General features: G+C 36.3%; 20 protein-coding genes. 7 read left to right on the forward strand and 13 right to left on the reverse strand.

What is annotated here, in order from left to right; genetic code table 11:
* Positions 1 to 24 precede the first annotated feature (24 nt).
* From map to ACHZAX_RS12625, 4 genes are all read left to right on the forward strand, one after another.
* Complete coding sequence (gene map, locus ACHZAX_RS12610) at positions 25 to 804, forward strand: type I methionyl aminopeptidase (RefSeq protein ID WP_101308351.1); 780 nt, start codon at positions 25 to 27, stop codon at positions 802 to 804.
* A 265-nt stretch (positions 805 to 1,069) separates the two neighbouring features.
* Positions 1,070 to 1,765, forward strand: coding sequence for an IspD/TarI family cytidylyltransferase (locus ACHZAX_RS12615; RefSeq protein ID WP_320019364.1), 696 nt, complete (start codon positions 1,070 to 1,072; stop codon positions 1,763 to 1,765).
* Between the two features lie 251 nt (positions 1,766 to 2,016).
* The gene (locus ACHZAX_RS12620; RefSeq protein ID WP_320019365.1) at positions 2,017 to 2,811 is read left to right on the forward strand and encodes a glycosyltransferase family 2 protein; all 795 of its coding nucleotides are present in this window, start codon (positions 2,017 to 2,019) and stop codon (positions 2,809 to 2,811) included.
* 27 nt (positions 2,812 to 2,838) lie between these two features.
* Positions 2,839 to 3,753: a DUF6492 family protein gene (locus tag ACHZAX_RS12625; RefSeq protein WP_320019366.1), complete on the forward strand. Its 915-nt coding sequence runs from the start codon at positions 2,839 to 2,841 to the stop codon at positions 3,751 to 3,753.
* A 41-nt stretch (positions 3,754 to 3,794) separates the two neighbouring features.
* Here the strand turns inward: ACHZAX_RS12625 and ACHZAX_RS12630 are convergent, their stop codons facing one another.
* From ACHZAX_RS12630 to ACHZAX_RS12650, 5 genes are all read right to left on the reverse strand, one after another.
* Positions 3,795 to 5,624: a CDP-glycerol glycerophosphotransferase family protein gene (locus ACHZAX_RS12630; protein ID WP_320019367.1), complete on the reverse strand. Its 1,830-nt coding sequence runs from the start codon at positions 5,622 to 5,624 to the stop codon at positions 3,795 to 3,797.
* A gap of 9 nt (positions 5,625 to 5,633) precedes the next feature.
* Positions 5,634 to 7,121, reverse strand: coding sequence for a capsule assembly Wzi family protein (locus tag ACHZAX_RS12635; RefSeq protein ID WP_320019368.1), 1,488 nt, complete (start codon positions 7,119 to 7,121; stop codon positions 5,634 to 5,636).
* Between the two features lie 5 nt (positions 7,122 to 7,126).
* Positions 7,127 to 7,657, reverse strand: coding sequence for an NUDIX hydrolase (locus tag ACHZAX_RS12640; protein WP_320019369.1), 531 nt, complete (start codon positions 7,655 to 7,657; stop codon positions 7,127 to 7,129).
* A 387-nt stretch (positions 7,658 to 8,044) separates the two neighbouring features.
* A complete protein-coding gene (ggt, locus tag ACHZAX_RS12645; RefSeq protein ID WP_320019370.1) occupies positions 8,045 to 9,742 on the reverse strand; it encodes a gamma-glutamyltransferase in 1,698 nt (565 codons plus the stop codon).
* A 106-nt stretch (positions 9,743 to 9,848) separates the two neighbouring features.
* Positions 9,849 to 10,880 carry a carbohydrate-binding family 9-like protein gene (locus ACHZAX_RS12650; RefSeq protein ID WP_320019371.1) on the reverse strand — a complete coding sequence of 344 codons (1,032 nt, stop codon included), beginning with the start codon at positions 10,878 to 10,880 and terminating at the stop codon, positions 9,849 to 9,851.
* A gap of 219 nt (positions 10,881 to 11,099) precedes the next feature.
* Here ACHZAX_RS12650 and ACHZAX_RS12655 point away from each other — a divergent pair, with 219 nt between their 5' ends.
* On the forward strand, positions 11,100 to 11,618 hold the full coding sequence (locus tag ACHZAX_RS12655) for a nitroreductase family protein (RefSeq protein WP_101308361.1): 519 nt from the start codon (positions 11,100 to 11,102) through the stop codon (positions 11,616 to 11,618).
* Between the two features lie 179 nt (positions 11,619 to 11,797).
* On the opposite strand, the gene hisIE is transcribed toward ACHZAX_RS12655, so the two are convergent.
* From hisIE to hisG, 8 genes are all read right to left on the reverse strand, one after another.
* Positions 11,798 to 12,418: a bifunctional phosphoribosyl-AMP cyclohydrolase/phosphoribosyl-ATP diphosphatase HisIE gene (gene hisIE, locus ACHZAX_RS12660; RefSeq protein ID WP_320019372.1), complete on the reverse strand. Its 621-nt coding sequence runs from the start codon at positions 12,416 to 12,418 to the stop codon at positions 11,798 to 11,800.
* Between the two features lie 20 nt (positions 12,419 to 12,438).
* Complete coding sequence (gene hisF, locus ACHZAX_RS12665) at positions 12,439 to 13,194, reverse strand: imidazole glycerol phosphate synthase subunit HisF (protein ID WP_101308363.1); 756 nt, start codon at positions 13,192 to 13,194, stop codon at positions 12,439 to 12,441.
* A gap of 2 nt (positions 13,195 to 13,196) precedes the next feature.
* Positions 13,197 to 13,928, reverse strand: coding sequence for a 1-(5-phosphoribosyl)-5-[(5-phosphoribosylamino)methylideneamino]imidazole-4-carboxamide isomerase (hisA, locus tag ACHZAX_RS12670; RefSeq protein ID WP_320019373.1), 732 nt, complete (start codon positions 13,926 to 13,928; stop codon positions 13,197 to 13,199).
* Between the two features lie 90 nt (positions 13,929 to 14,018).
* The gene (gene hisH / locus ACHZAX_RS12675) at positions 14,019 to 14,609 is read right to left on the reverse strand and encodes an imidazole glycerol phosphate synthase subunit HisH (protein WP_320019374.1); all 591 of its coding nucleotides are present in this window, start codon (positions 14,607 to 14,609) and stop codon (positions 14,019 to 14,021) included.
* 68 nt (positions 14,610 to 14,677) lie between these two features.
* Positions 14,678 to 15,832 (reverse strand): bifunctional histidinol-phosphatase/imidazoleglycerol-phosphate dehydratase HisB, encoded by a 1,155-nt coding sequence (gene hisB / locus ACHZAX_RS12680; protein ID WP_320019375.1) that lies wholly within the window; start codon positions 15,830 to 15,832, stop codon positions 14,678 to 14,680.
* A complete protein-coding gene (hisC, locus tag ACHZAX_RS12685; protein ID WP_394698269.1) occupies positions 15,829 to 16,896 on the reverse strand; it encodes a histidinol-phosphate transaminase in 1,068 nt (355 codons plus the stop codon). Before hisC ends, hisB begins: the two co-directional genes overlap by 4 nt.
* A complete protein-coding gene (gene hisD / locus ACHZAX_RS12690) occupies positions 16,893 to 18,185 on the reverse strand; it encodes a histidinol dehydrogenase (RefSeq protein WP_320019377.1) in 1,293 nt (430 codons plus the stop codon). Before hisD ends, hisC begins: the two co-directional genes overlap by 4 nt.
* A gap of 17 nt (positions 18,186 to 18,202) precedes the next feature.
* Positions 18,203 to 19,063 carry an ATP phosphoribosyltransferase gene (hisG, locus tag ACHZAX_RS12695; protein WP_101308368.1) on the reverse strand — a complete coding sequence of 287 codons (861 nt, stop codon included), beginning with the start codon at positions 19,061 to 19,063 and terminating at the stop codon, positions 18,203 to 18,205.
* An 817-nt stretch (positions 19,064 to 19,880) separates the two neighbouring features.
* Here hisG and ACHZAX_RS12700 point away from each other — a divergent pair.
* A complete protein-coding gene (locus ACHZAX_RS12700) occupies positions 19,881 to 20,228 on the forward strand; it encodes a P-II family nitrogen regulator (RefSeq protein WP_101308369.1) in 348 nt (115 codons plus the stop codon).
* Between the two features lie 35 nt (positions 20,229 to 20,263).
* Entirely contained in the window at positions 20,264 to 21,505 is a 1,242-nt protein-coding gene (locus tag ACHZAX_RS12705; protein WP_101308370.1) for an ammonium transporter, read from the forward strand.
* Positions 21,506 to 21,561 lie beyond the last annotated feature (56 nt).

Here is a 21,561-nt window from a genome sequence, read left to right on the forward strand (position 1 = left end):
TCAGGTTTTTGCGAACACAAAATTATGAGTAAAATTATTATTAAAACTCCGGAGCAAATTGAGGGGATTCGAAAAAGTGCTCAGCTAGCCGGAAATACTCTAAAATATATTAGCGATTTCGTTAAAGAAGGAGTTAGCACAGAATACTTAAATCAGTTGATTGAAGACTACATTCGAAACAATGGTGCAATACCTGCGCCTCTGAATTATCATGGTTTTCCAAAATCATGTTGTATTTCTTTAAATGATGTGATCTGCCACGGTATTCCGGATGAAAAAACCATTCTTAAAAATGGTGATATTTTAAATATTGATGTAACTACAATTCTGGATGGTTACTATGGCGATACAAGCTCCATGTTTACTATAGGTGAAATTTCTGAACAAGTGGCAAAATTGGTTGAAGATACAGAGCATGCTTTGTATTTGGGAATTGAGCAAGTGAAACCGGGCAACTACTTTGGCAATATCGGATTTATGATCGGAAGATTTGCGAAAGGAAAAAAATATAGTGTTGTTTACGAATTTTGTGGTCATGGTGTTGGTATCGACTTTCACGAAGCACCTCAGGTTGAGCATATCGCTCCCAAAAATTCCGGACCAAAGATGAAAGCAGGAATGATTTTCACCATTGAGCCAATGATTAATCTCGGAAAACCAAGAGCCGTTGTTGATGAAAAAGATGGATGGACAGCGCGCACGATTGACAAGAAATTATCTGCTCAATTTGAACATACCGTTTTAGTAACTGAAGATGGATATGAAATTCTTTCGGATGTTGGAGAATACGATATTTTTAAATAGACTTTAAAAATTAGACCTTAAAGAGCACTTCCAGTAAAATACAATTCTCCTGCTCTACTAAAAAAATAAACCGCTTCATTTGGAGCGGTTCTTTTTTGCTTTTTAAAACGCCGATTTAATTGTAATTTCGATGCGTTAATTTAAATCAGAAAAATGAAACGTCCATGTAAAAAGTGTTACACACAGGAAGATAAGTGTAATTGGGGAGTTCTCCCGAAACAAGTTCGGGACAGGCTATATGACAAAAACATACAGTTATAAACATATGAAAAATACAGCTGTTATATTGGCCGGAGGAAGCGGAAAACGGATGGGAGGATCGTTACCTAAACAATTCATGATTCTTGGCGGAAAACCAATCATTCAGCATTCTATTGAAGCGTTTGAAAATCATCCTCAAACCGACGAAATCTGCATCATTATTCATGCCGATTTTATTCATGAAGTTGAATGCATTGTGAAAGAGAATAACTTCAAAAAAGTGAGATACATTTTACCGGGAGGTAAAGAAAGAAGTGATTCAAGTCTCGCCGCTATTCAAGCATATCAAGAAGAACAAAATATCAACTTAATCTTTCATGATGCTGTACGCCCCTTTATTTCCAGCGAAATTATTTCTAATGTAATTCGAGAACTTAATGCTGGTAAATCAGTTGCCGTTGCTATAACAACTGTTGATACCATTTTTGAAGTTGACGAGAAAAACAAAATCGTTTCTGTTCCACAAAGAAATTTTTTAAGAAGAGCACAAACGCCACAGGCCTTCCCTTATCATACAATTAAATCAGCTTATGAAATTGCTTTAAAAGATCCTGATTTTGTGGCAACAGATGATTGCGGTGTTGTATTGAAATATCTTCCAACAGAAGCCATCTTCATTGTTGAAGGTGATAAATCCAACATCAAAATTACTTTTGAAGGGGATTTAGTGTTGGGGGAGGAGATTCTAAATAATAAATAGTTTTCTAACTTAACCCTTAAAATTACACTTCCGATAAGTCTGGTAGGATACCTATCTCACACATCTTAATTACTAACAAATTAACCATCACTAAATAAAAATAGATAACGAAATAAAATCTTATGTATTTTGAAACCATTTTTTCAATTTAATTAACAAGTATAGAACTAAAAATCATAAAAATATTACTTGCCAAAATAATTGCTATCACTTATCTTCGCGACCATATACAAATTGTGATATTCAAACAAATGACTGAAAATCCTTCTAAATCGATACTGGTTTCCACGTACAACTGGCCTAAGGCATTGGAACTTGCAATAAGGTCAATATTCAAGCAAACCGTACTTCCAGATGAAATATTAATTGCTGATGATGGATCAAGCAATGAAACAAAACTTATTATTGACAAATTAAAACTAGAAAGCCCAATTCCTATTATTCATATTTGGCATGAAGACGATGGATTTAGAAAAACATTAATTCTAAACAAAACAATCGCAAAGTGTAAATCAAAATACCTGCTACAAATTGATGGTGATATAATTCTGGATAACAGGTTTATTGAAGATCATCTTCAGATTGCTGAAAAAGGTTACTTTATTTCTGGCAAGAGAGCTTACATTACAAAATCAGAAACAGAAAAACATCTTCAGGATCCTGACAAAAAAATTAATTTTTGGAAATTAAAAGATAAAATGCAAGTAGTTAGACTCCCCCATTTCTTTAATTTCAGAAGATTAACTGATTCTTATAATCCAAATAAAGGAATTAAAGGATCAAACACATCATATTGGATGGAGGATATCATTAAAATAAATGGTTTTAACGAAGATTTACAGATGTGGGGCTATGAAGATAAGGAAATTGCAGCCCGTCTAATAAATAACGGAATTCGTAAAAAAAGGGTTAGATATCGTTGCATCAGTTATCATCTACACCATAAAATTGCATCTAAAGACAACCTTCCCAAACACACATCTGTTTTAGAACACATTATCTCTGAAAAAATTAAAAGATGTAATAATGGTCTTTCAAATCATTGATACATTTACAAATTAAAATACATAACTATGAAACTCAGCGCACTACTACCTCTTTGTATTAGAGGGAGTTACGACATAGATGATCTTGGCAGAACCGAAATACTTTTTAAAAGCCTTAGTGTTTTTGCAGAACCAAATCTATTTGATGAATTTTTAATTGTTTGCCCTGACAACGAGGTGGATATTGTTAAAGAAAAATGTACTAAATGGAAAAAACTGAATATCCGTGTTATTTCTGAAGAAGAATTGGTTCCAGAATTAAAATCATATCCAAATGTTCGCGGATGGAGAAAACAACAAATGGTTAAACTTGCAGCTCCCCGCATGTTGGATTGTGACTATTTTGTTACTTTCGATGCTGATGTGATTTGCTTAAAACCATTAACAAAAGAGATATTACTCCCAAAAAGAAAAGCCATTTTACAATATGAAATGCGGTCACGACATCCTAAATGGTGGCGTTCCTCATCTCGCATACTAAATATGTCAACCAATACATACAATTCGAAAAAAGGTATGACAGTAACTCCTGCCATCCTATCCAGCAAACTATGTTTATTGACTGGAGAAGAGATTGAAAAACATTGGAATAGAAAAGGAACTTGGGTGGATAGATTGTGCCAATTGCATAATCCTAAATCAGTTATAAACTGGACACCATATCGCTTTAAAAGAGCAAAGTGGACTGAATATTCTCTTTATTACCTCTGCACACTCAAACATAATTTATTTGACAAATATCACGTTTCAACGGGAACAAATGAAACTCCTCAATTAATGCTTTCGCATGACACTTCAGATTATGAAGAATGGAATGAATCCAAAAGCTTCTCCCAAGCTGATCCACATTTATTTTGTGTCGTTGGTAGTAAAAAAAGATTAGAAACAGAAAGTGTATGGGAAAGAATTAAACCCTTTATTCCATATTCAGAAATAGAATAATAAGAAACGCCTGTAATTATATATAGTTACAGGCATTTCTGTTAATTCCCTTTTAATCTTTTTTTCCACTTATTTTTCCTATTTATTTCAAGCTTATGCTCTTTATCGAACTGAATTAACAAATTAACCGCCTCATCTTCATCTTTTTGATTGATTCGTGCATATTCCCTTGCCACCACCTCTAATTCACTCTCACTAGCCCAAATTTGAGAGAAATTTTTCAATCCTTTATAATAATCCATCTTCTCAAAACGAAGACGATTGATATCAACTATAGAAAATTCATACGTTCCCTTTATTCTCTCCGAAATTAAAATATTACCCCGAGAATAATCCAAATGATGAATGCCGTTTTTATGAAGCTTTTCATAGGTAAATACAGCAAATTGTTTTAAAATATTTTCTTTATCGGGAAATTCAAAGCCTATCAAATCTCGAATAGTAAAATTATATTCTTGATGAACTGAAATATAAAAACTTCTATTAAACAACCCATTTTTTATAATCTCCACAACAGCTATTGGTTTCGGTGTATTCGCCCCTCTTCTAAGGATTTCCATTCCGTACTCGTAAGAATGTTTCGCTTTAGACCCCCTAAACCATGCATAGGCTATCTTATTAATGAAATGCGGCACTTTAAACGATTTAACATTAATTAATAAACCTTTATGCTTAAACGTTTTAATTGTATTTCGTCCTTCATAAATACAAGTTCCTTCTTCTTGGAAAATCTCCGGAAGTCTTTCAATGAATTCAGTAAGAAAATTATAATTAGAATTTACATTATAACGCATTTTACGTTTTAATATCGTTCTCTTTTCTTCTATGCGCAATTCAGGCAAAACTTCCATTATTTTATTTGCAACGCGTTCCCCTGCCCGGCCATCCAGCGTTTCAAACATTCTTCTATTGGCAATCTCGCGTTCTTTTTTTTTGAGTCCTGAATTTGCATGTGCATACGCCAGCATTTCATTCAATTCCTCTTCCGTTTCAATTTGAAAACTAATCGAACTGATTATTTCCCGTACTTCCGGTACTGTTCTCTTCATTACAGGCACTTTAAATGTCACGATTGGTTTATGTAAAGCACACATTTCAGAAAGAATTGAACTTGTATCACCAACACAAATATCCGAAATCATTATATATGGTGTTATATCTTGTGTTTCGACGTAGCGAACACCTTCCGTATTCTTAATTACATTTTTATATTTTTCTGAAGTCCAAATATGAAGTGTAACCAGAACATTGTATTTCTCAGTGTAACTTGATAATTTATCATACCAATGATGCACTGCGGACATTTGCGAACTATCCCAAGTAGCTGAGAACAAGACAGTTCTTTTATTACTGTCAAGATTTAATTCTGCTCTTATTTTTGAAAGAACCTCTTCAGAATAAGTTCCGTTAAAAGCATCATCTATTTTTGGAAAACCTAAGCCAACTCCAGATGTAATTCCGATCAATCGGGCTTCCTCCACCTCTTTTGAACTGGTAAAATGAAATTGATTAAACATATTGTGTCCATTTACATTGGCAAAAGGTTTAAAATGATATGCTCCATGCGCAATCCCAATTCTAATAATTTTTGATTCCGGAAATAAATAACATGCCTGACGGCACATTATCACTGCCTTGGGAAACACGGGCATCACCCTTGCTTTTATTCCTTTTTCAAGCAATTTTTTCTGAAGACTGCGATTTTTAACAACGATTGGAATTGGCTTTAAATGCCTCTGTACATTTTTAAAAATCTCTAAATCAAGCTCATTTGCACAGTAAAATACAACTGCCCTTCTTCTTTTTATCACATTGAGAAGATTCCATATCACCTTATAAGGAAACTTTATAACATAGTATGTTAGAACCATTTTCCAGAATTATTTATTGGTTAATTTTTTCTTCCCTGATAAAATTCCTGTTTTAACCAACTTTATTTGAAAACCAATATTATTGTCTAAATATTTACCGCGATCAACGGCAATACTTGTTGATACTTCAAATGGTACTGCTTTCCATCTTGGAAAAATTACCTCCATTAAATAAGATTGTTGAGAAAGACCATTCGGGTACGTGTAACTTTTTGAGTAATTTTCTTCCTGATTTCCTTGTCCATCATTTACAAGCAGTGCCCGACCGTAATTCTCAGAAAAAGTCAGTAAGGTTTTGTACCTAAACTTCCCAACGACACCCGTAATCCCAAAATGATGAGCAACAACAGCATTATTTGAAATTCCTCCCACAACACCATCATTTATAGAAGCTGTGAACAAAGGCAAACCAATTATTCGTTGATGATTTGTCCAACCTGATTGAAAAATACTATTAGAGAAGTACCCATCAAACCCAATTACCGGTTCAATTGGATGATTTGGACGAATGCTGTAGCCCCCTTGGTCTTTGGTATAATAATACTCATAAATAAAGGATGAAATCAATTTTGATTCTTTGAATTTAAGAAAGAAACTCATATTCCAATCCTTCACCTTATTGATATGCTTAAAATCACCTGACTTATCCTCGTACATATTTTTAAAACTCAACACCGATTCTATTTTCGAAGTCGAATATGAAAACTCAAACATATTTTGTCCAATATGATTTCCTGATTTGTTGTAACTCTCGTTTATTGATTGATTCCCGTTTTTGTCAACTAACACTTTACCTCCTCTTACGAAAACAGCATCTGCAAACGCATCAAAACCTCCTAAATTGCCCCATTTAGGAGAGGTTCCTCCCCATTGAGCATAGTGATCCAATCCTATAGTAAATGATAGACCATCTTGTTTTCCAATTCTTAAAAATGCATTTTTATGATGTACATTCGTATGATTGACATATCGGTCATCATACATAATTCCATTCCCAAAGCTTCCTTTTACCCACAACCAATTATTTGAGAAAGGTAGAGATATAAATTCTTTTAATTGAAATTTTAATTCCGGATACATCCTGGCATTACCTGAATAAAGCAAATCATTATTAGTTACAGACAAACCATCAAATTGGACATCCCGATGTTGCATACCTAAATTAATGCTGATTTTTTTCCATTCCGCAGAAACATATAGTTCATCAATAAAAAATTTAGACTCACTGGCTCGGCTTCCAACTAAAGAAGCTCCATAATTAAAATCTATACCCTTTATATTCTTAGCCGGAGTACTGTATATTTTAAAATTTGCAATACCACTATTTTCATCAGGAACAATACCATACTTATTGGTAACCATCCAAAACGGAAGGTTGCTTTTAGAAGAAACCTGTGCTGAAATTTCAGTTTCATAATTCACTTTCTTCTTTTGTCCAAAAAGAGTTTGACCCGATGCAAAGAGCAATATCAGTAAATAAAGATTTTTTTTGTACATTTTAATTATTTCATTTTTTTCACAAAAGATTTAACAATTTCCTTCATCGAAATGGATCCTATTTTCTGATAAGGAATAAATTCAGGCTCATAAAACTTAAATTCAGATATGTCATCCTTTGCATCAATTTCTTTAAAAGATTTTATTTTGCAAATATAGACCAAATCTAAGGTAAATACAGATAATCCACCAAAAACATATTCGTTTGGATAAGACATAAAATAGGACAATTCTGAAACTTCTAAATTCAACTCTTCTTTAATTTCACGACAAAGTGCCTGTTCTGCTGTTTCCATTACATCCACAAAGCCTCCTGGTAAATCGAGCATTCCTTTCTGGGGCTCAACAGCTCGTTTAGCAAGTAACAACTCTCCTTTTTCGTTAACTATTAAAGCAGCAACTGCAGCAGAGGCATTTACATACAAATGAAAATTACAGTTCTCACACAAAAATGAATTATCACTTTTGTAAAGAAACTCTGCTCCACCACATTTGGGACAATATTTAATTACTTTTTGAGGGAATGTTGGACTCATCTTCAACTTTTTTTTATGAACAACAAATCTACGTGAATGAAATTTGTTTCACAATAATCAAACGACATTTTTAGCTGAATATTGGCATTACATTTATTTGGATTGACAAAAAATAAGCCTGTGATTTCTATTTAGCTGTTTGATATTTTGAAAAAGTTATTACTTTTAAAACGAAGCAAATTACTAATGGGACGAGCCAACCTCGTTTCTATCCTGACACTTTTTTGGGGTTTATCTTTTTCATGTTTCATTAAGTCGCTATTACTGATTAAGAAAAGATATCCTGGCGTCCCATTATTTTTTTTGCTGTTTAAACAGGAATAAATTTCTAACCCAACTACCATAAAATCAAAAAAGGCAAATTTCAAATGAAATTTGCCTTTTTTACTAATAGCCAGACGCCCGGCTGTCCTTATGCCTTTTAGTATCTGCAACACCAATGTATTCTCCCGAGTCCGAAACAAAAATATCGGCCATCATTCCAATTTTCGATTGAGGTTTTACTATATGTTTCAGATCTTTAAGTTTATTTACAACTTCCTTCGATGGAAAATCCGTTTCTACATATATTTCATCGGGCAACCATTGTGAATGAACGCGAGGTGCGTCAACAACCTCCTGCGGATCCATCTTAAAATCAATTTTATTAATTATATTTTGAAAGACTGAGGTTATTATTGTCGATCCTCCGGGAGAACCCAACACCATAAACAGTTTTCCATCTTTCTCAACAATTGTTGGTGTCATACTGCTCAGCATTCTTTTTCCGGGCTTAATGGCATTCGCCTCACCACCAACCAATCCGAACTGATTTGGGAAGCCTGGTTTACTGCTAAAATCATCCATTTCATTGTTCAGAAAAAAACCGCCTTCTTCCACCACTACTTTACTTCCGTAATTTCCATTTAGGGTAGTGGTTACAGCAATTGCATTTCCTTCTGAATCGGCGATTGAAAAATGGGTGGTTTCAAAACTCTCTATCAGCTCAACACTTCCGGCTTTTATATCCTGCGAATTTGTTTTCTTATCCATTTCAATATCAGCAAATCGATTCTCTAAATACTCATCGTCAACTAATCGATTAACAGGAACTTCGTAATAATCTGGATCGCCAAGCCATGCAGCCCGATCGGCATACACTCTTCTCTCTAATTCTACCATTAAATGAATGTGCTCAAAAGATCCAAAACTATACTTATTCATTTTATACATCCCGGCTCCTTTCAGCAACTGAACCAATGCTACACCTCCACTTGATGGCGGAGGCATTGAAATGATCTTATGCCCCCGGTATTCACCTAACAATGGCTTACGCCAGACAGATTGATAATCCTGTAAATCCTTAGCTGTAATAATACCGCCATGTTTTTCCATCTCCGAAACAATCAAGCCAGCAGTTTCCCCTTCATAAAATGCATTGCGTCCACTTGCTTTTATTCGCGATAATGTTCTTGCCAATGCAATATTACTCAAGGTATCTCCCTCGCTAAAAAGACCTTCCCTTAAATAAGGAACTAAACTCTTCCCTTTGTTTTGCTTTTGTATTTGATCGTGGTAATCATTTAATTTATTTGCTTCCAACAAACTTAAAGCAACACCATTCTCAGCCAGTTTAATTGCTGGTTCTAACAATGCGTTCCAATCCATTTTCCCATACTTCTGATGTAACTTTACCATTCCATCTACGGTACCCGGAACTCCAACGGCCAAATGCCCTTTTTGACTCAAATCAGAATTAACATTTCCATCCTCATCGCAATACATCTGTTCAAATGCAGCTTTTGGTGCTGTTTCCCGAAAATCAAGAGAATTATAATCTCCGCCAGAAGTTCTGATAACGGCAAAACCTCCTCCGGCAATATTTCCAGCTCTTGGGTAAACAACTGCCAATGCAAATTGTACGGCAACAGCCGCATCAAAAGCATTTCCACCTTTTTGTAATATCTCCTTTCCAACTTCGGAAGCCAAATAATGAGCCGTTACCACAACCCCGTTTTTATAAGATTGGGCATTTTGAGGTTTACTGCATGAAGAAACCAGAAGAATAAAGGCTAAAAGAATTGAGGTTAATTTTGTTTTGCGCATGTTTTATTTACTAAATGATTCAGAATTCTAAAGATAAATAGGATTTATTCAGTACCATATATTTAATACAAAAAAAGGTGCCCTTTTTGGACACCCTCAAATTTTCTTATTCACTCCATATCTTACTTTCGTGATCGATATACCAAGTTTTCCCTGATTTTCCTTTGGCATAAATTAGAAATTGCTTTTTCGTTACTTCCACCTGAATTGCAAAAGGTGATTTCAATTCTTTTTCGAAACACGCCTTATCCTTATAGTATTGTTTCTGCTTATTATACAATCTAATAAGCTCCATTTTCAATGAATAATCTTCATCCATTTTAAACACATCACTTCCCTCGCCTGCCTTTGTTGTTGAAAACTGTACATACCCCCATGTTTCCGGCTGATGCATTGCAATAACTCCTTGTGGAGACCATACCCAATTGTGTTCCGGAAAGGGGTTTCCAGTTTCTGGATCAATACATTTTAAGTACGTCCCCTGATCTGCTTTCACATCCCAATTGACCCTTGAAAAATTGACCCGCCATTGTTCACCGTTTTTTGGTTTTCGCTGTTCAGGAGCACACTCCTTCAATACTTCCCAAGGGAAAGCAATTTCCAATGTCCACTTCTCATCTTTGTCCGAAGAATCATTTATTGTTCCGTAAATGGCTGTTGCCGATTTTAATCCTTTTATATCCCATGCATTAATTGCAGGAGCACCATCACGATATGGTTTTGCCAGCATCAAATCCCAAATGGTATTGAAAGCGTTCATTTCAAACTCATAATATCTGTGATTATCCCCTTGAGGATCAATAAATACCTCGAAATCATTATCGTAAAATATTACTGTATCCCGTTGTTTTAACTTTGCCCAAACATGTGGTTCTTCCAATTCTGCGGCCACATAAAAATAATCCTCATCCCATGCCATTTTAACATTAGTTTTATAGGCAGGCAAAGGTTTTTTATCTCCTTCTATATCTACAAAATATTCTGACCAATTTATATCTCCCCACTCCGAATCACTTAAAACTCCATCTATATTTATTGGATTAGACGTTTTACAGCACATATATGATCTTGCCTGATCCTGAGCTTTTCCCAAAGCAATAACAGTTAGCATCAAAACGATTAGCAATGTTGTTCTCATATCAAGCAGTGTATTTATTTTTATTTAAAATTAAGTAACAAAATAAGCATTTAACTAATTTCAAATCTAAGGATAATTTTCAGCATTAAAATCCGAACTTTGCAACATTTTCGGGAGTTTAAAAAGGAATTCCGCTACATCATCAGTACTAATCTGGTTTAGTAGGATGAAAAAAAAACATTTATTCCTACTTTTGGAACGAAGCTAAAAATCAAACTCATGTTAGAATTATTTTACCAACGACGAAGCATTCGAAAATTTACCGACAAACCTATCGAAACAGAAAAATTGGACCGTATTATGCAAGCCGCCTTATTGGCTCCTTCTTCAAAAAGTGCATATCCATGTGAATTTGTAGTTGTTGAGCAAAAGGAAATCAATGAAAAACTTTCTGCCTGCAAACCACTTGGAGCTGGATTCCTAAAAAATGCAGCTTGTTCCATAATAGTGGCAGGCGATGCTGACAAAAGTGATGTTTGGATAGAAGATTGTGCCATTGCATCCACTTTTATTCAGTTACAAGCGGAAAAGGAAGGATTGGGAACCTGCTGGATTCAAATAAGAGAAAGAGAATACAATGATAAGCAATCAGCAGAATCTTATATTCAGGAAGTGGTAAACATGCCTGCAAATATTAAAATTCTGGCCATTATTGCTATCGGTTATAAGGATGGTGAAAAAGCAGGCCGTGATGAAAGCTTTCTCAAAAAAGAAAAAATCCATATTAATTCATTCTAAAATACGACTAAGAAGGTGTCCAAAAGGGAATATTTTGTAATGGATTGTCATGTTAACCGATCCCAATGGCTATCGGGACGAAACATCTGTTTTCTAAAGTGAAAGATTCTTCGACAAGCTCAGAATGACAATAGAACAAAACTTTTTAGACACCCTCTTTTCTTTGTTCAAATAAATTTTTATTTGCTGTGGCGCTCTACCAAAAGATCAACAACTTCTTCCAACTTATAATCCTTCGCTGCAAGGAGCACCAGGTAATGAAACATCAGATCAGCAGCTTCGCCCATAAATAAATCTTTATTATCATCCTTGGCTTCAATCACTAGCTCAACGGCCTCTTCACCTACTTTTTGAGCAATTTTATTGATTCCTTTGTTGAAAAGACTTGCGGTATAAGATTTCTCAGACAAATTCTTCTTTCTCTCAGTAATTACCTGCTGCAACTGCAATAAAAAATCAATGGATGATGCTTTGTTCTCTTCCTGCCAGCAAGTGTCCGTGCCTTTGTGACAAACCGGACCTACCGGAGCCACTTTTATCAGTAAAGTGTCATTATCACAATCTAAGCTTAAATCTTTCAACTCAAGAAAATTACCGCTTTCTTCTCCTTTGGTCCAAAGTCTTTGCTTACTCCGGCTGTAAAATGTCACTTTTCCGGACTCTATTGTTTTTTCGTACGATTCCCTATTCATGTATCCCAGCATCAACACCTTTTGTGTTTTTACATCTTGAATAATAGCTGGAACAAGTCCTTCTCCTTTTTCGAAATCAATTTGGTTTGTCAGATCTTTAAAATTCATCTTTTATAATTGTGGTTCGTTTATATTCTAACTGGTATATTTTTACTTTTTAGATAATTTTTCAAATTGGGAATCTCAATTTCCTTAAAATGAAAAACACTTGCCGCCAAAGCAGCATCAGCCTTCCCTTCGGTAAATGTATCGGCAAAATGTTCCATATTTCCTGCTCCACCCGAGGCTATAATAGGAATATTGATCATTTCAGATAGCTTTGCCAAAGTCTCATTTGCGAATCCATTTTTGGTTCCATCGTGATTCATTGAGGTAAACAAGATTTCTCCTGCGCCTAATCTCTCCGCCTCCAAAATCCAATCGAACAGGTCAATTCCTGTTGCAAGTCTTCCGCCATTCAAATAGACTTCCCATTTGCCATCGGCAAAGCGGGCATCTACAGCAACAACAACGCACTGACTTCCAAATCGGGAAGCCAAATCTGAGATTAACTTCGGATTTCGAACTGCAGAAGAATTTATCGAAACCTTATCAGCTCCGGCATTCAACAGAACGCCAACATCCTCCGGAGTGGAAATGCCTCCCCCAACCGTAAAAGGTATATTAAGTTCTTTGGCTACTTTTTGCACCAAATCAACAAGCGTTTTCCTCTTTTCATGAGTGGCAGTAATGTCTAAAAAAACTAACTCATCGGCTCCTTGCTCTGCATAATATGCAGCCAGCTCAACAGCATCACCCGCATCTCTTAAGTCAACAAAATTAACTCCCTTAACTGTTCTTCCGTCTTTTACATCCAAACAGGGTATTATTCGTTTCGATAGCATATTTACAGGATAAATTCGTTAACCAATTCGTTCATGTCAATTCGTTTTTCGTAAATTGCTTTGCCGATAATCACTCCCCAACAGCCAATCTCATTCAAAATACGAACATCTTTAATATTACCAACACCTCCGCTTGCAACCAGTTCTAAATCAGGAAACTCTTTCATTACCGATTGATACAACTCAACAGCTGGTCCCTGCAGCATTCCATCTTTCGAAATATCTGTACAGATTACTGTTTTAACGCCTTTTCTCTGATAATTCTCTAAAAATTTGAACAAGTGATAATCCGAATCTTCTTTCCAACCAGAAATTGAAACCATTTCGTTTCGAACATCAGCTCCCAAAATCATTTTTTCAGATCCGTATTTACCCATCCATTTTTCGAACAGTTCAGGATTCGAAACGGCAATACTGCCACCTGTAACCTGATTCGCTCCGCACTGAAAAGCCAATTCAATATCTTCATCAGATTTTACTCCTCCGCCAAAATCGATTTTCAGATTGGTTCCGGAAGCCACTCTCCGCAACACTTCCGAATTGCAAATATGTCCTGATTTAGCTCCTTCCAAATCGACCAAATGCAAACGGGTTATTCCCAATTCTTCAAAACCTTTAGCTATCTGTAATGGATCTTCGCTATATACTTTTTCGGTATCGTAATCACCTTTTGTTAATCGCACACATCGTCCGTTTATGGTATCGATGGCTGGTATTATTTTTATTTTGGTCATTTTTTTTAGATATAAGACATGAGACATGAGAAATGAGATTTGCCCCCCACAACAGCTAAAGCAGTTGGCAGCGCAGAAAACCTTTTCCCTTTACAGATTGATAAAATTTTCGAGTATCCTAACTCCTACTTCTCCCGATTTTTCGGGATGAAACTGACAGGCATAAAAATTATCTTTCTGAAGAGATGCGCTAAAATTTAAAATATAGTCACAAGATGCAACAGTTTCTTCCGAACAAGGCACATAGTAAGAATGTACAAAATAGGCAAATTCCATTTCAGAGACTCCTTTAAACAAACTGCCTTTTAGTTCCTCCAACTGATTCCAGCCCATGTGCGGCACTTTGCGTTCATTGGTAAAGCGTTTTACTTGCAGCGGAAAAATACCCAATCCTTTTGTATTACTTTCCTCGGAGCTTTCGCACATCAGCTGCATTCCCAAACAAATACCCAGCACAAGCTGTGTTAATTGAGGAATCAATTGATCCAAGCCATTCTTCCGAAGCGAATTCATAGCCCAGGCGGCTTCACCAACTCCGGGAAATATCACTTTATCTGCACTGCGAATCACTTCTTCATCATTTGAAACAACAGGTGTAATTCCCAGACGCTCAAAAGCATATTTTACAGATTGAATATTTCCTGCATCATAATCGATGATAACAATTTTCTGATCTTTCATTTTATTTAGACTAAGATGAGAGTCCCGAATTCCCGGGATTAGATAAATCACTTCCCTTACACATTTATTTATAGCTTTCCCTTAGTGGATGGCAATTGCAAACAATTTGCGTCTCTTCGAATTGCCATGCGGATGGCTCTGGCCAAAGCTTTAAAAATACCTTCTATTTTATGATGCTCATTTTGTCCTTCGGCCTTGATGTTCAGATTGCATGAAGCTCCATCGGAGAATGACTTAAAAAAGTGGAAAAACATCTCTGTTGGCATTCCTCCAATCATTTCGCGATTGAATTCAGCCTCCCAAACCAACCAGTTTCTACCTCCAAAATCAATAGCAACCTGCGCCAAACAGTCATCCATCGGCAAACAAAATCCATAACGATCCAATCCCAATTTATTGCCAAGAGCTAACTTAAATGCTTCTCCCAAAGCAATTGCAGTATCTTCTATGGTGTGATGTTCGTCAACTTCCAAATCGCCTTTTACAGCAACGCTCAAATTAACTCCGGAGTGTTTGGCAATCTGATCGAGCATGTGATCAAAAAATCCGATTCCTGTATCAAATGTGCCTTTTCCTTCTCCATCCAGATCTAAAACAATTCTAATCTTTGTTTCGTTCGTATTCCTTTCAACCGTTGCGGTTCGTTCACTTAAGCGCAAAAACTCATATATTTTCTCCCACGATTCTGTGCGTAATTCAATACAAGCTTCCAATTCCTGTTTCGATTCCGACAACTCATCATCACCAATATTTCCACTTGATGAAATAAAAATTGCTTTTGCATTCAAATTCTTAGCCAATTCAACATCAGTCCAACGATCACCAATCACAAATGAGTTTTCCAAATCATACTCTTCCGAGAAATACTTTGTTAACAAAGCGATACCTGGTTTTCTTGTTGGTGCATTTTCATGCGGAAACGTTTTATCGATACATATATCAACAAATTCGATTCCTTCGCTCAAAAAAGCCTGTATCATTTTATTCTGAGCCGGCCAAAAGGTATCCTCAGGATATGAATCGGTTCCCAAACCATCTTGATTGGTAACCATCACCAATTCAAAATCGAGTTGCTTTACAATTTTTGCCAGTCCATTAAAAACACCAGGATAATACTCCAGTTTCTCCAAACTATCCACCTGATAATCAACAGGAGGCTCCAGAATCAATGTTCCATCTCTATCAATAAACAGAACTTTCTTTTTTGTAGTTGTATCCTTCATGATTTCAATTCAAATTTTGTTAATGTATTTTTCAAAATCTCATTTTCCTCCCTTGTACCAATACTAATGCGAACACAGTTTCCCAGACTTTGAATTTTTGACCGGTCCCGAATAATGATTTCATCGGTAAGCAAATAATCATATAAGCCTCTTGCATCATTCACAAGAATCAAAATAAAATTAGCATCAGTAGGATATACTTTCTCAACAAAAGACAAATCACTCAAAAAAGTGATCAAAACTTCTCTTTCTGTGATGATATTCTTCACCTGTTCTTCATACAAATCAACAGCTTCCAATAATTCAAGAGCTTTGGTCTGAGTCAGGCAATTCACATTATAAGGTGGCTTTATTCGATTCAATATATTGATGATTTCCTTTGATGCCAAACCAATACCCAAACGAATTCCTGCCATTCCCCATGCTTTTGACAATGTTTGCAGGATCACCAAGTTAGGATAGCTTTCTAACCTGCCCAACAGACTTTTACCCGGAGAAAAATCGATATACGCTTCATCAACAATTACAAGTCCAGAAAAAGTCTCAAGCAATTCAACAACCTTACTCTCATCCAACAAATTAGCCGTTGGATTATTCGGCGAACACAGAAACAACAGTTTCGATTTCTCATCTACAATTGAAAGTACGGCATTTACTTCCGGTTGAAAATCCTTATCAAGCGGTACTTCGCGATTCTCAATCGCATTGATTCCTGCTGCAACTTCATACATCCCATAGGTTGGCGTACAAATAATTACATTATCGATATTCGGCTCACAAAATGCTCTAAACAAAAGATCAATAACCTCATCACTGCCATTTCCAAGAATCATATTTTCAGGATTCACAGCTTTCAATTCTCCCAAACGTGCTTTTAATGTTCTTTGCATAGGATCCGGATAGCGATTTACTCCATTTTCATACGGATTTTCGTTGGCATCCAAAAAGACAGATCCCTTTCCTGAAAATTCATCTCTTGCAGAAGAATACGGCACCAGTCTTTTCACGTTCTCCCGAACCAATTTGTTCAAGTCTATGCTTGATTTTATTTTTGCTCCCATCATGAATTCAATTTTATCTTATTCAAACGAACCGTTACTGCATTACTGTGAGCATCCAATTGTTCGGCTTTTGCCATAACTTCGATTACAGGCCCCAAATTCAGCAAGCCCTTCTCACTTATTTTTTGAAAACTGATACTCTTCATAAAAGAGTCAAGACTCACACCGGAATACGCCTTTGCAGCTCCGTTTGTTGGTAAGGTGTGATTGGTTCCAGATGCATAATCGCCTGCACTTTCCGGAGTATAATTTCCTAAAAAAACAGAACCTGCGTTTTTGATTTCATCGATCAACAAATCTTCATCTTTTACAGATACAATAAGATGTTCCGGCGCATACGAATTGCTTAATTCAAGAGCTTCTTCCTTTGAATTCACCAAAACAATTTTCGAGTTCTCCAAAGCTTTGGCAGCAACATCTTTTCTCGAAAGAACCTGCAATTGTTTTTCAAGTTCTTGTTCAACTCCTTCTATTAGCTGCTCAGCCCAAGTCACTAATACCACCTGACTATCAGCACCATGCTCTGCCTGAGACAATAAATCTGCGGCAACAAATTCCGGCTCTGCTGTTTCATCAGCCAAAATCATTACCTCCGAAGGTCCCGCCGGCATATCAATTGCCACTCCTATTCTATTTGCCCGTTGTTTGGCCGCAGTCACATACTGATTTCCCGGTCCGAATATTTTATGAACTTTTGGTATCGATTCGGTTCCATAAGCCATTCCTCCGATTGCCTGAATGCCGCCAACCTGAAAAACCCGATCGATTCCTACCAACTTGCAGGCATATAGAATTGCCGGATTAATTTTTCCATTCTTCCCTGGAGGTGTACAAAGAACAACCTCTCCACAACCAGCCAATTTTGCAGGAATCCCCAACATTAACACCGTTGAAAACAAAGGAGCACTTCCACCAGGAACATACAAACCAACCTTTTCGATTGCTGTTGATTTCCTCCAGCAACAAACTCCTTCACTTGTCTCAATCACCTCCGAATCCTGAAATTGAGCCTCATGAAATGTTCGTATATTCTTTGCCGCAATTACCAAAGCTTGTTTTAATTCATCCTCAAGCATACTCTCCGATGCATCAATATCTGCTCGGTTAACTTCCGTTTTATTAATATTTACGCCATCATACTGCAGGGTATATTTAAACAATGCTTTATCGCCATCCCGTTTTATTTCTCCAAAAACCAGATTTACGGCATCCTCTAACTCATCCACATTAAAGATAGGACGGGTTAATACACTATTCCAAGATTCTTTCGCCGGGTATTTTATTACTTGCATTTTCGTAGGAATTAAACTTACAACACCATTTTCTGAATTGGAATAATCAATATTCCTTCTGCACCATTCAATTTTAACTGATCAATGACTCCCCAAAAATCATTCTCATTTATAACAGAATGAATAGAACTCCATCCTTCCTGTGCCAAAGGCAATACAGTTGGACTTTTCATTCCAGGCAGTACCTTAATAATATCCTCCACTTTATCATTAGGAGCATTCAGCAAAATATATTTGTTGTTTTTTGCGGCTAAAACCGATCTCATCCGAAACAGTAATCGTTCCAATATTGCACTCTTCAAATTGCTGATATTTTTATTCGCAACCAAACAGGCCTCCGAAACCAAAACCTCTTCCACTTCAACCAGTCCATTCTTGAACAATGTACTACCAGAACTCACCAAATCGCAAATTCCATCGGCTAAACCAATATTAGGCGCAATTTCAACAGAACCGGAAATTACGTGAATTTCACAATCTAAATTATTGGCATCTAAAAACTGCTGCAAGGAATTTGGATAGGAAGTGGCTAATTTTTTTCCGTTAAAATATTCCAATCCGGTATACTCCACATCTTTCGGCAAAGCCATTGCCAACCGGCACTTCGAAAATCCCAGTTTCTGCAGAACCTCAAGTTCCTTTTGTTTTTCAATAATTACATTCTCTCCTACGATAGCAATATCTGCAACCCCATCCTGAACGTACTGAGGAATATCAGAATTTCTTAGGTATAAAACTTCGAGCGGAAAGTTGGAAGCGTTTGCTTTTAACTGATCTTTTCCATTATCGATGGAAATACCACACTCTTTCAAAATCCGCAATGAATCTTCCTGCAGTCTTCCTGATTTTTGTACTGCAATTGTTAATTTTTCTCCCATGGTTAAAATTTTTGGTGCCTTACGGTATCTGTTTCAGGCATAAAAAAAACGCCCGACTGTTACCAGCGGGCGTTTAAATGTTAGTTAAAATATCTTTAGAAATACTGCATAACATCCTCAGCTCACCGGTTGGTAAGTATAATGATGATGATGATGAATTGCAGTAAATTTCATTTTTTCTTTTTTGATACGCCACAAAGATTAGTAAAATATTTTAAGCATCCAAATTCAGACTCAAAGAATTACAATAATATAAACTTAAATTAACAACACCTGATTTAGGCTGTATGCAATAAATTACATGACATTTTACGACACAAAACCACGCCTTACATGGGGGTCATCTCAAAAAAAAACAATTTTTCTTCTTTATACCCCTTATCGTAATCGTTATAAATACTAAAAACATCATTTTTTATAAATTACCCCCTATTTTTCTGTTGTAGTTTTGATTTTTTTAATACTTTTACAAAATCAAACTATTAAATATAGGGGTCACATTAAAAAAAACCACATTTTACAAACCGATACCCCCACATTACGAATAGTCTGATTGAAATAAACCATTTTTACTAACTATTGTAGAAAACCTAAATTTTTACCACATGCAAAAACATTATTTAGCTCTTCGAAACAAAGCCACATTGCATTCCGAAGATAAAAAAGAGCAATCCCTTTCTTCAAATTTTCGACAACGGTCGAATTTACGCTTGGTCTAAACCCGAAACCCGAGATTCCTTAATCCGGGGAATCTCGGTGTTTCAATTAGCCGAAAATGAAAGAGTATGATTTGAGAAACTATTAAAACAATTAGCTCATGAAAAAGATCGAAGCAATTATTCGTAAAACAAAATTTGAAGAAGTAAAAAAAGGCCTGCACAATATCGGAATTGACTACTTGTCATTCTGGGATGTAAGAGGTGTAGGAAAATCAGTAGAAGAGAGAGTTTATCGAGGTGTAATCTACGACACCAGCAGTATCGAAAGAACATTAATTTCTTTCATTGTGCGGGATAAATATGTTGATAACTGTATTGTAAGCATTCGTGAAAATGCTTTCACCGGAGAGATTGGAGACGGTAGAATCTTCGTTTACAATGTTGAGGATGCTTACCGCATTCGAACAGGAGATTCGGGTGATCGTTCCTTATACGACGAAGAGTAATCAACAAGCATTTTTCACTATTTAAATTACCTATCATGGAAGAAACACTTACTTTAAATACTTTACAAGCAGCCGTTACCGAAACGGGACACTCAATTGATATTGTCTGGGTCTTAATAGCAACAGCACTTGTTATGTTTATGCAGCCAGGATTTGCCATGGCTGAAGCTGGTTTTACAAGATCAAAAAACACAGCCAACATCCTAATGAAAAATCTTGTTGATTTTGCTGTTGGATCCATTGCATTTTTCCTAATTGGATACGCCCTGATGTTTGGCACAGATATAGGAGGATTGATTGGAAAACTGCCTTTTATGGAAGATATCAGACCTGATATTGACCTGTCATTTTTAATGTTCCAAACCGTTTTTGCGGCAACAGCGGCTACCATTGTATCCGGTGCCGTAGCTGAACGAACCGAATTTAAAGCCTATATACTTTTTAGTATTGTAACTACAGCTATTGTTTACCCAATATCAGGACACTGGATTTGGGGCGGCGGATGGTTAAGCGATCTTGGCTTTCACGATTTTGCCGGATCAACTGTTGTTCACTCCGTTGGAGCATGGATGGGACTTGTAGGAGCAGCTATAATTGGCCCCAGAATAGGAAAGTATAATGGCAAAGTCAACGCAATTCCCGGTCACAACCTTACCTTTGCTGCACTTGGTGTATTTATTCTTTGGTTTGGATGGTTTGGTTTTAATGCAGGCTCTCAATTAGCTGCCAACGGAACAGCAAACACTGTTGCAATATCTCACATATTTCTGACAACCAATTTATCCGGAGCTGCAGGTACTTTAGCAGCACTGGTAATTAGCTGGATTCGCTATAAACGTCCTACTCTTTCATTAAGTCTGAACGGTTCATTAGCCGGCTTGGTAGCAATTACTGCCGGTTGTGATATTGTATCGCCTGAATCTGCTATTATTATTGGTTTAATTGCTGGTACAGCCCTTGTATTTGGAGTAGAATTTATTGACAAAGTTTTACGAATTGACGATCCGGTAGGTGCTGTAACCGTACACGGAATTAATGGTGCTCTGGGAACAATATTAGTAGGATTTTTCGCTAAAGAAGGCGGTGTATTCTACGGAGGTGGTTTCAGTTTACTGGGAGTTCAGGTTTTAGGTGTTGTTGCTGTTGCAGCATGGGCCTTGGGAACAGCATTTATTATTTTTAAAGTACTAAAAGTAACTGTTGGACTAAGAGTATCGGCCCGTATAGAAGAAGAAGGTCTTGACATCTACGAACATGGAGAAAAAGCATATCACTAACACTTTCTCATAAACTCGTTTCTCATAAATGGCAAGGTACAATATTTGTTCCTTGC

It is taken from the genome of Labilibaculum manganireducens, from assembly GCF_963665805.2.
GTDB classification, from domain to species: domain Bacteria; phylum Bacteroidota; class Bacteroidia; order Bacteroidales; family Marinifilaceae; genus Labilibaculum; species Labilibaculum manganireducens.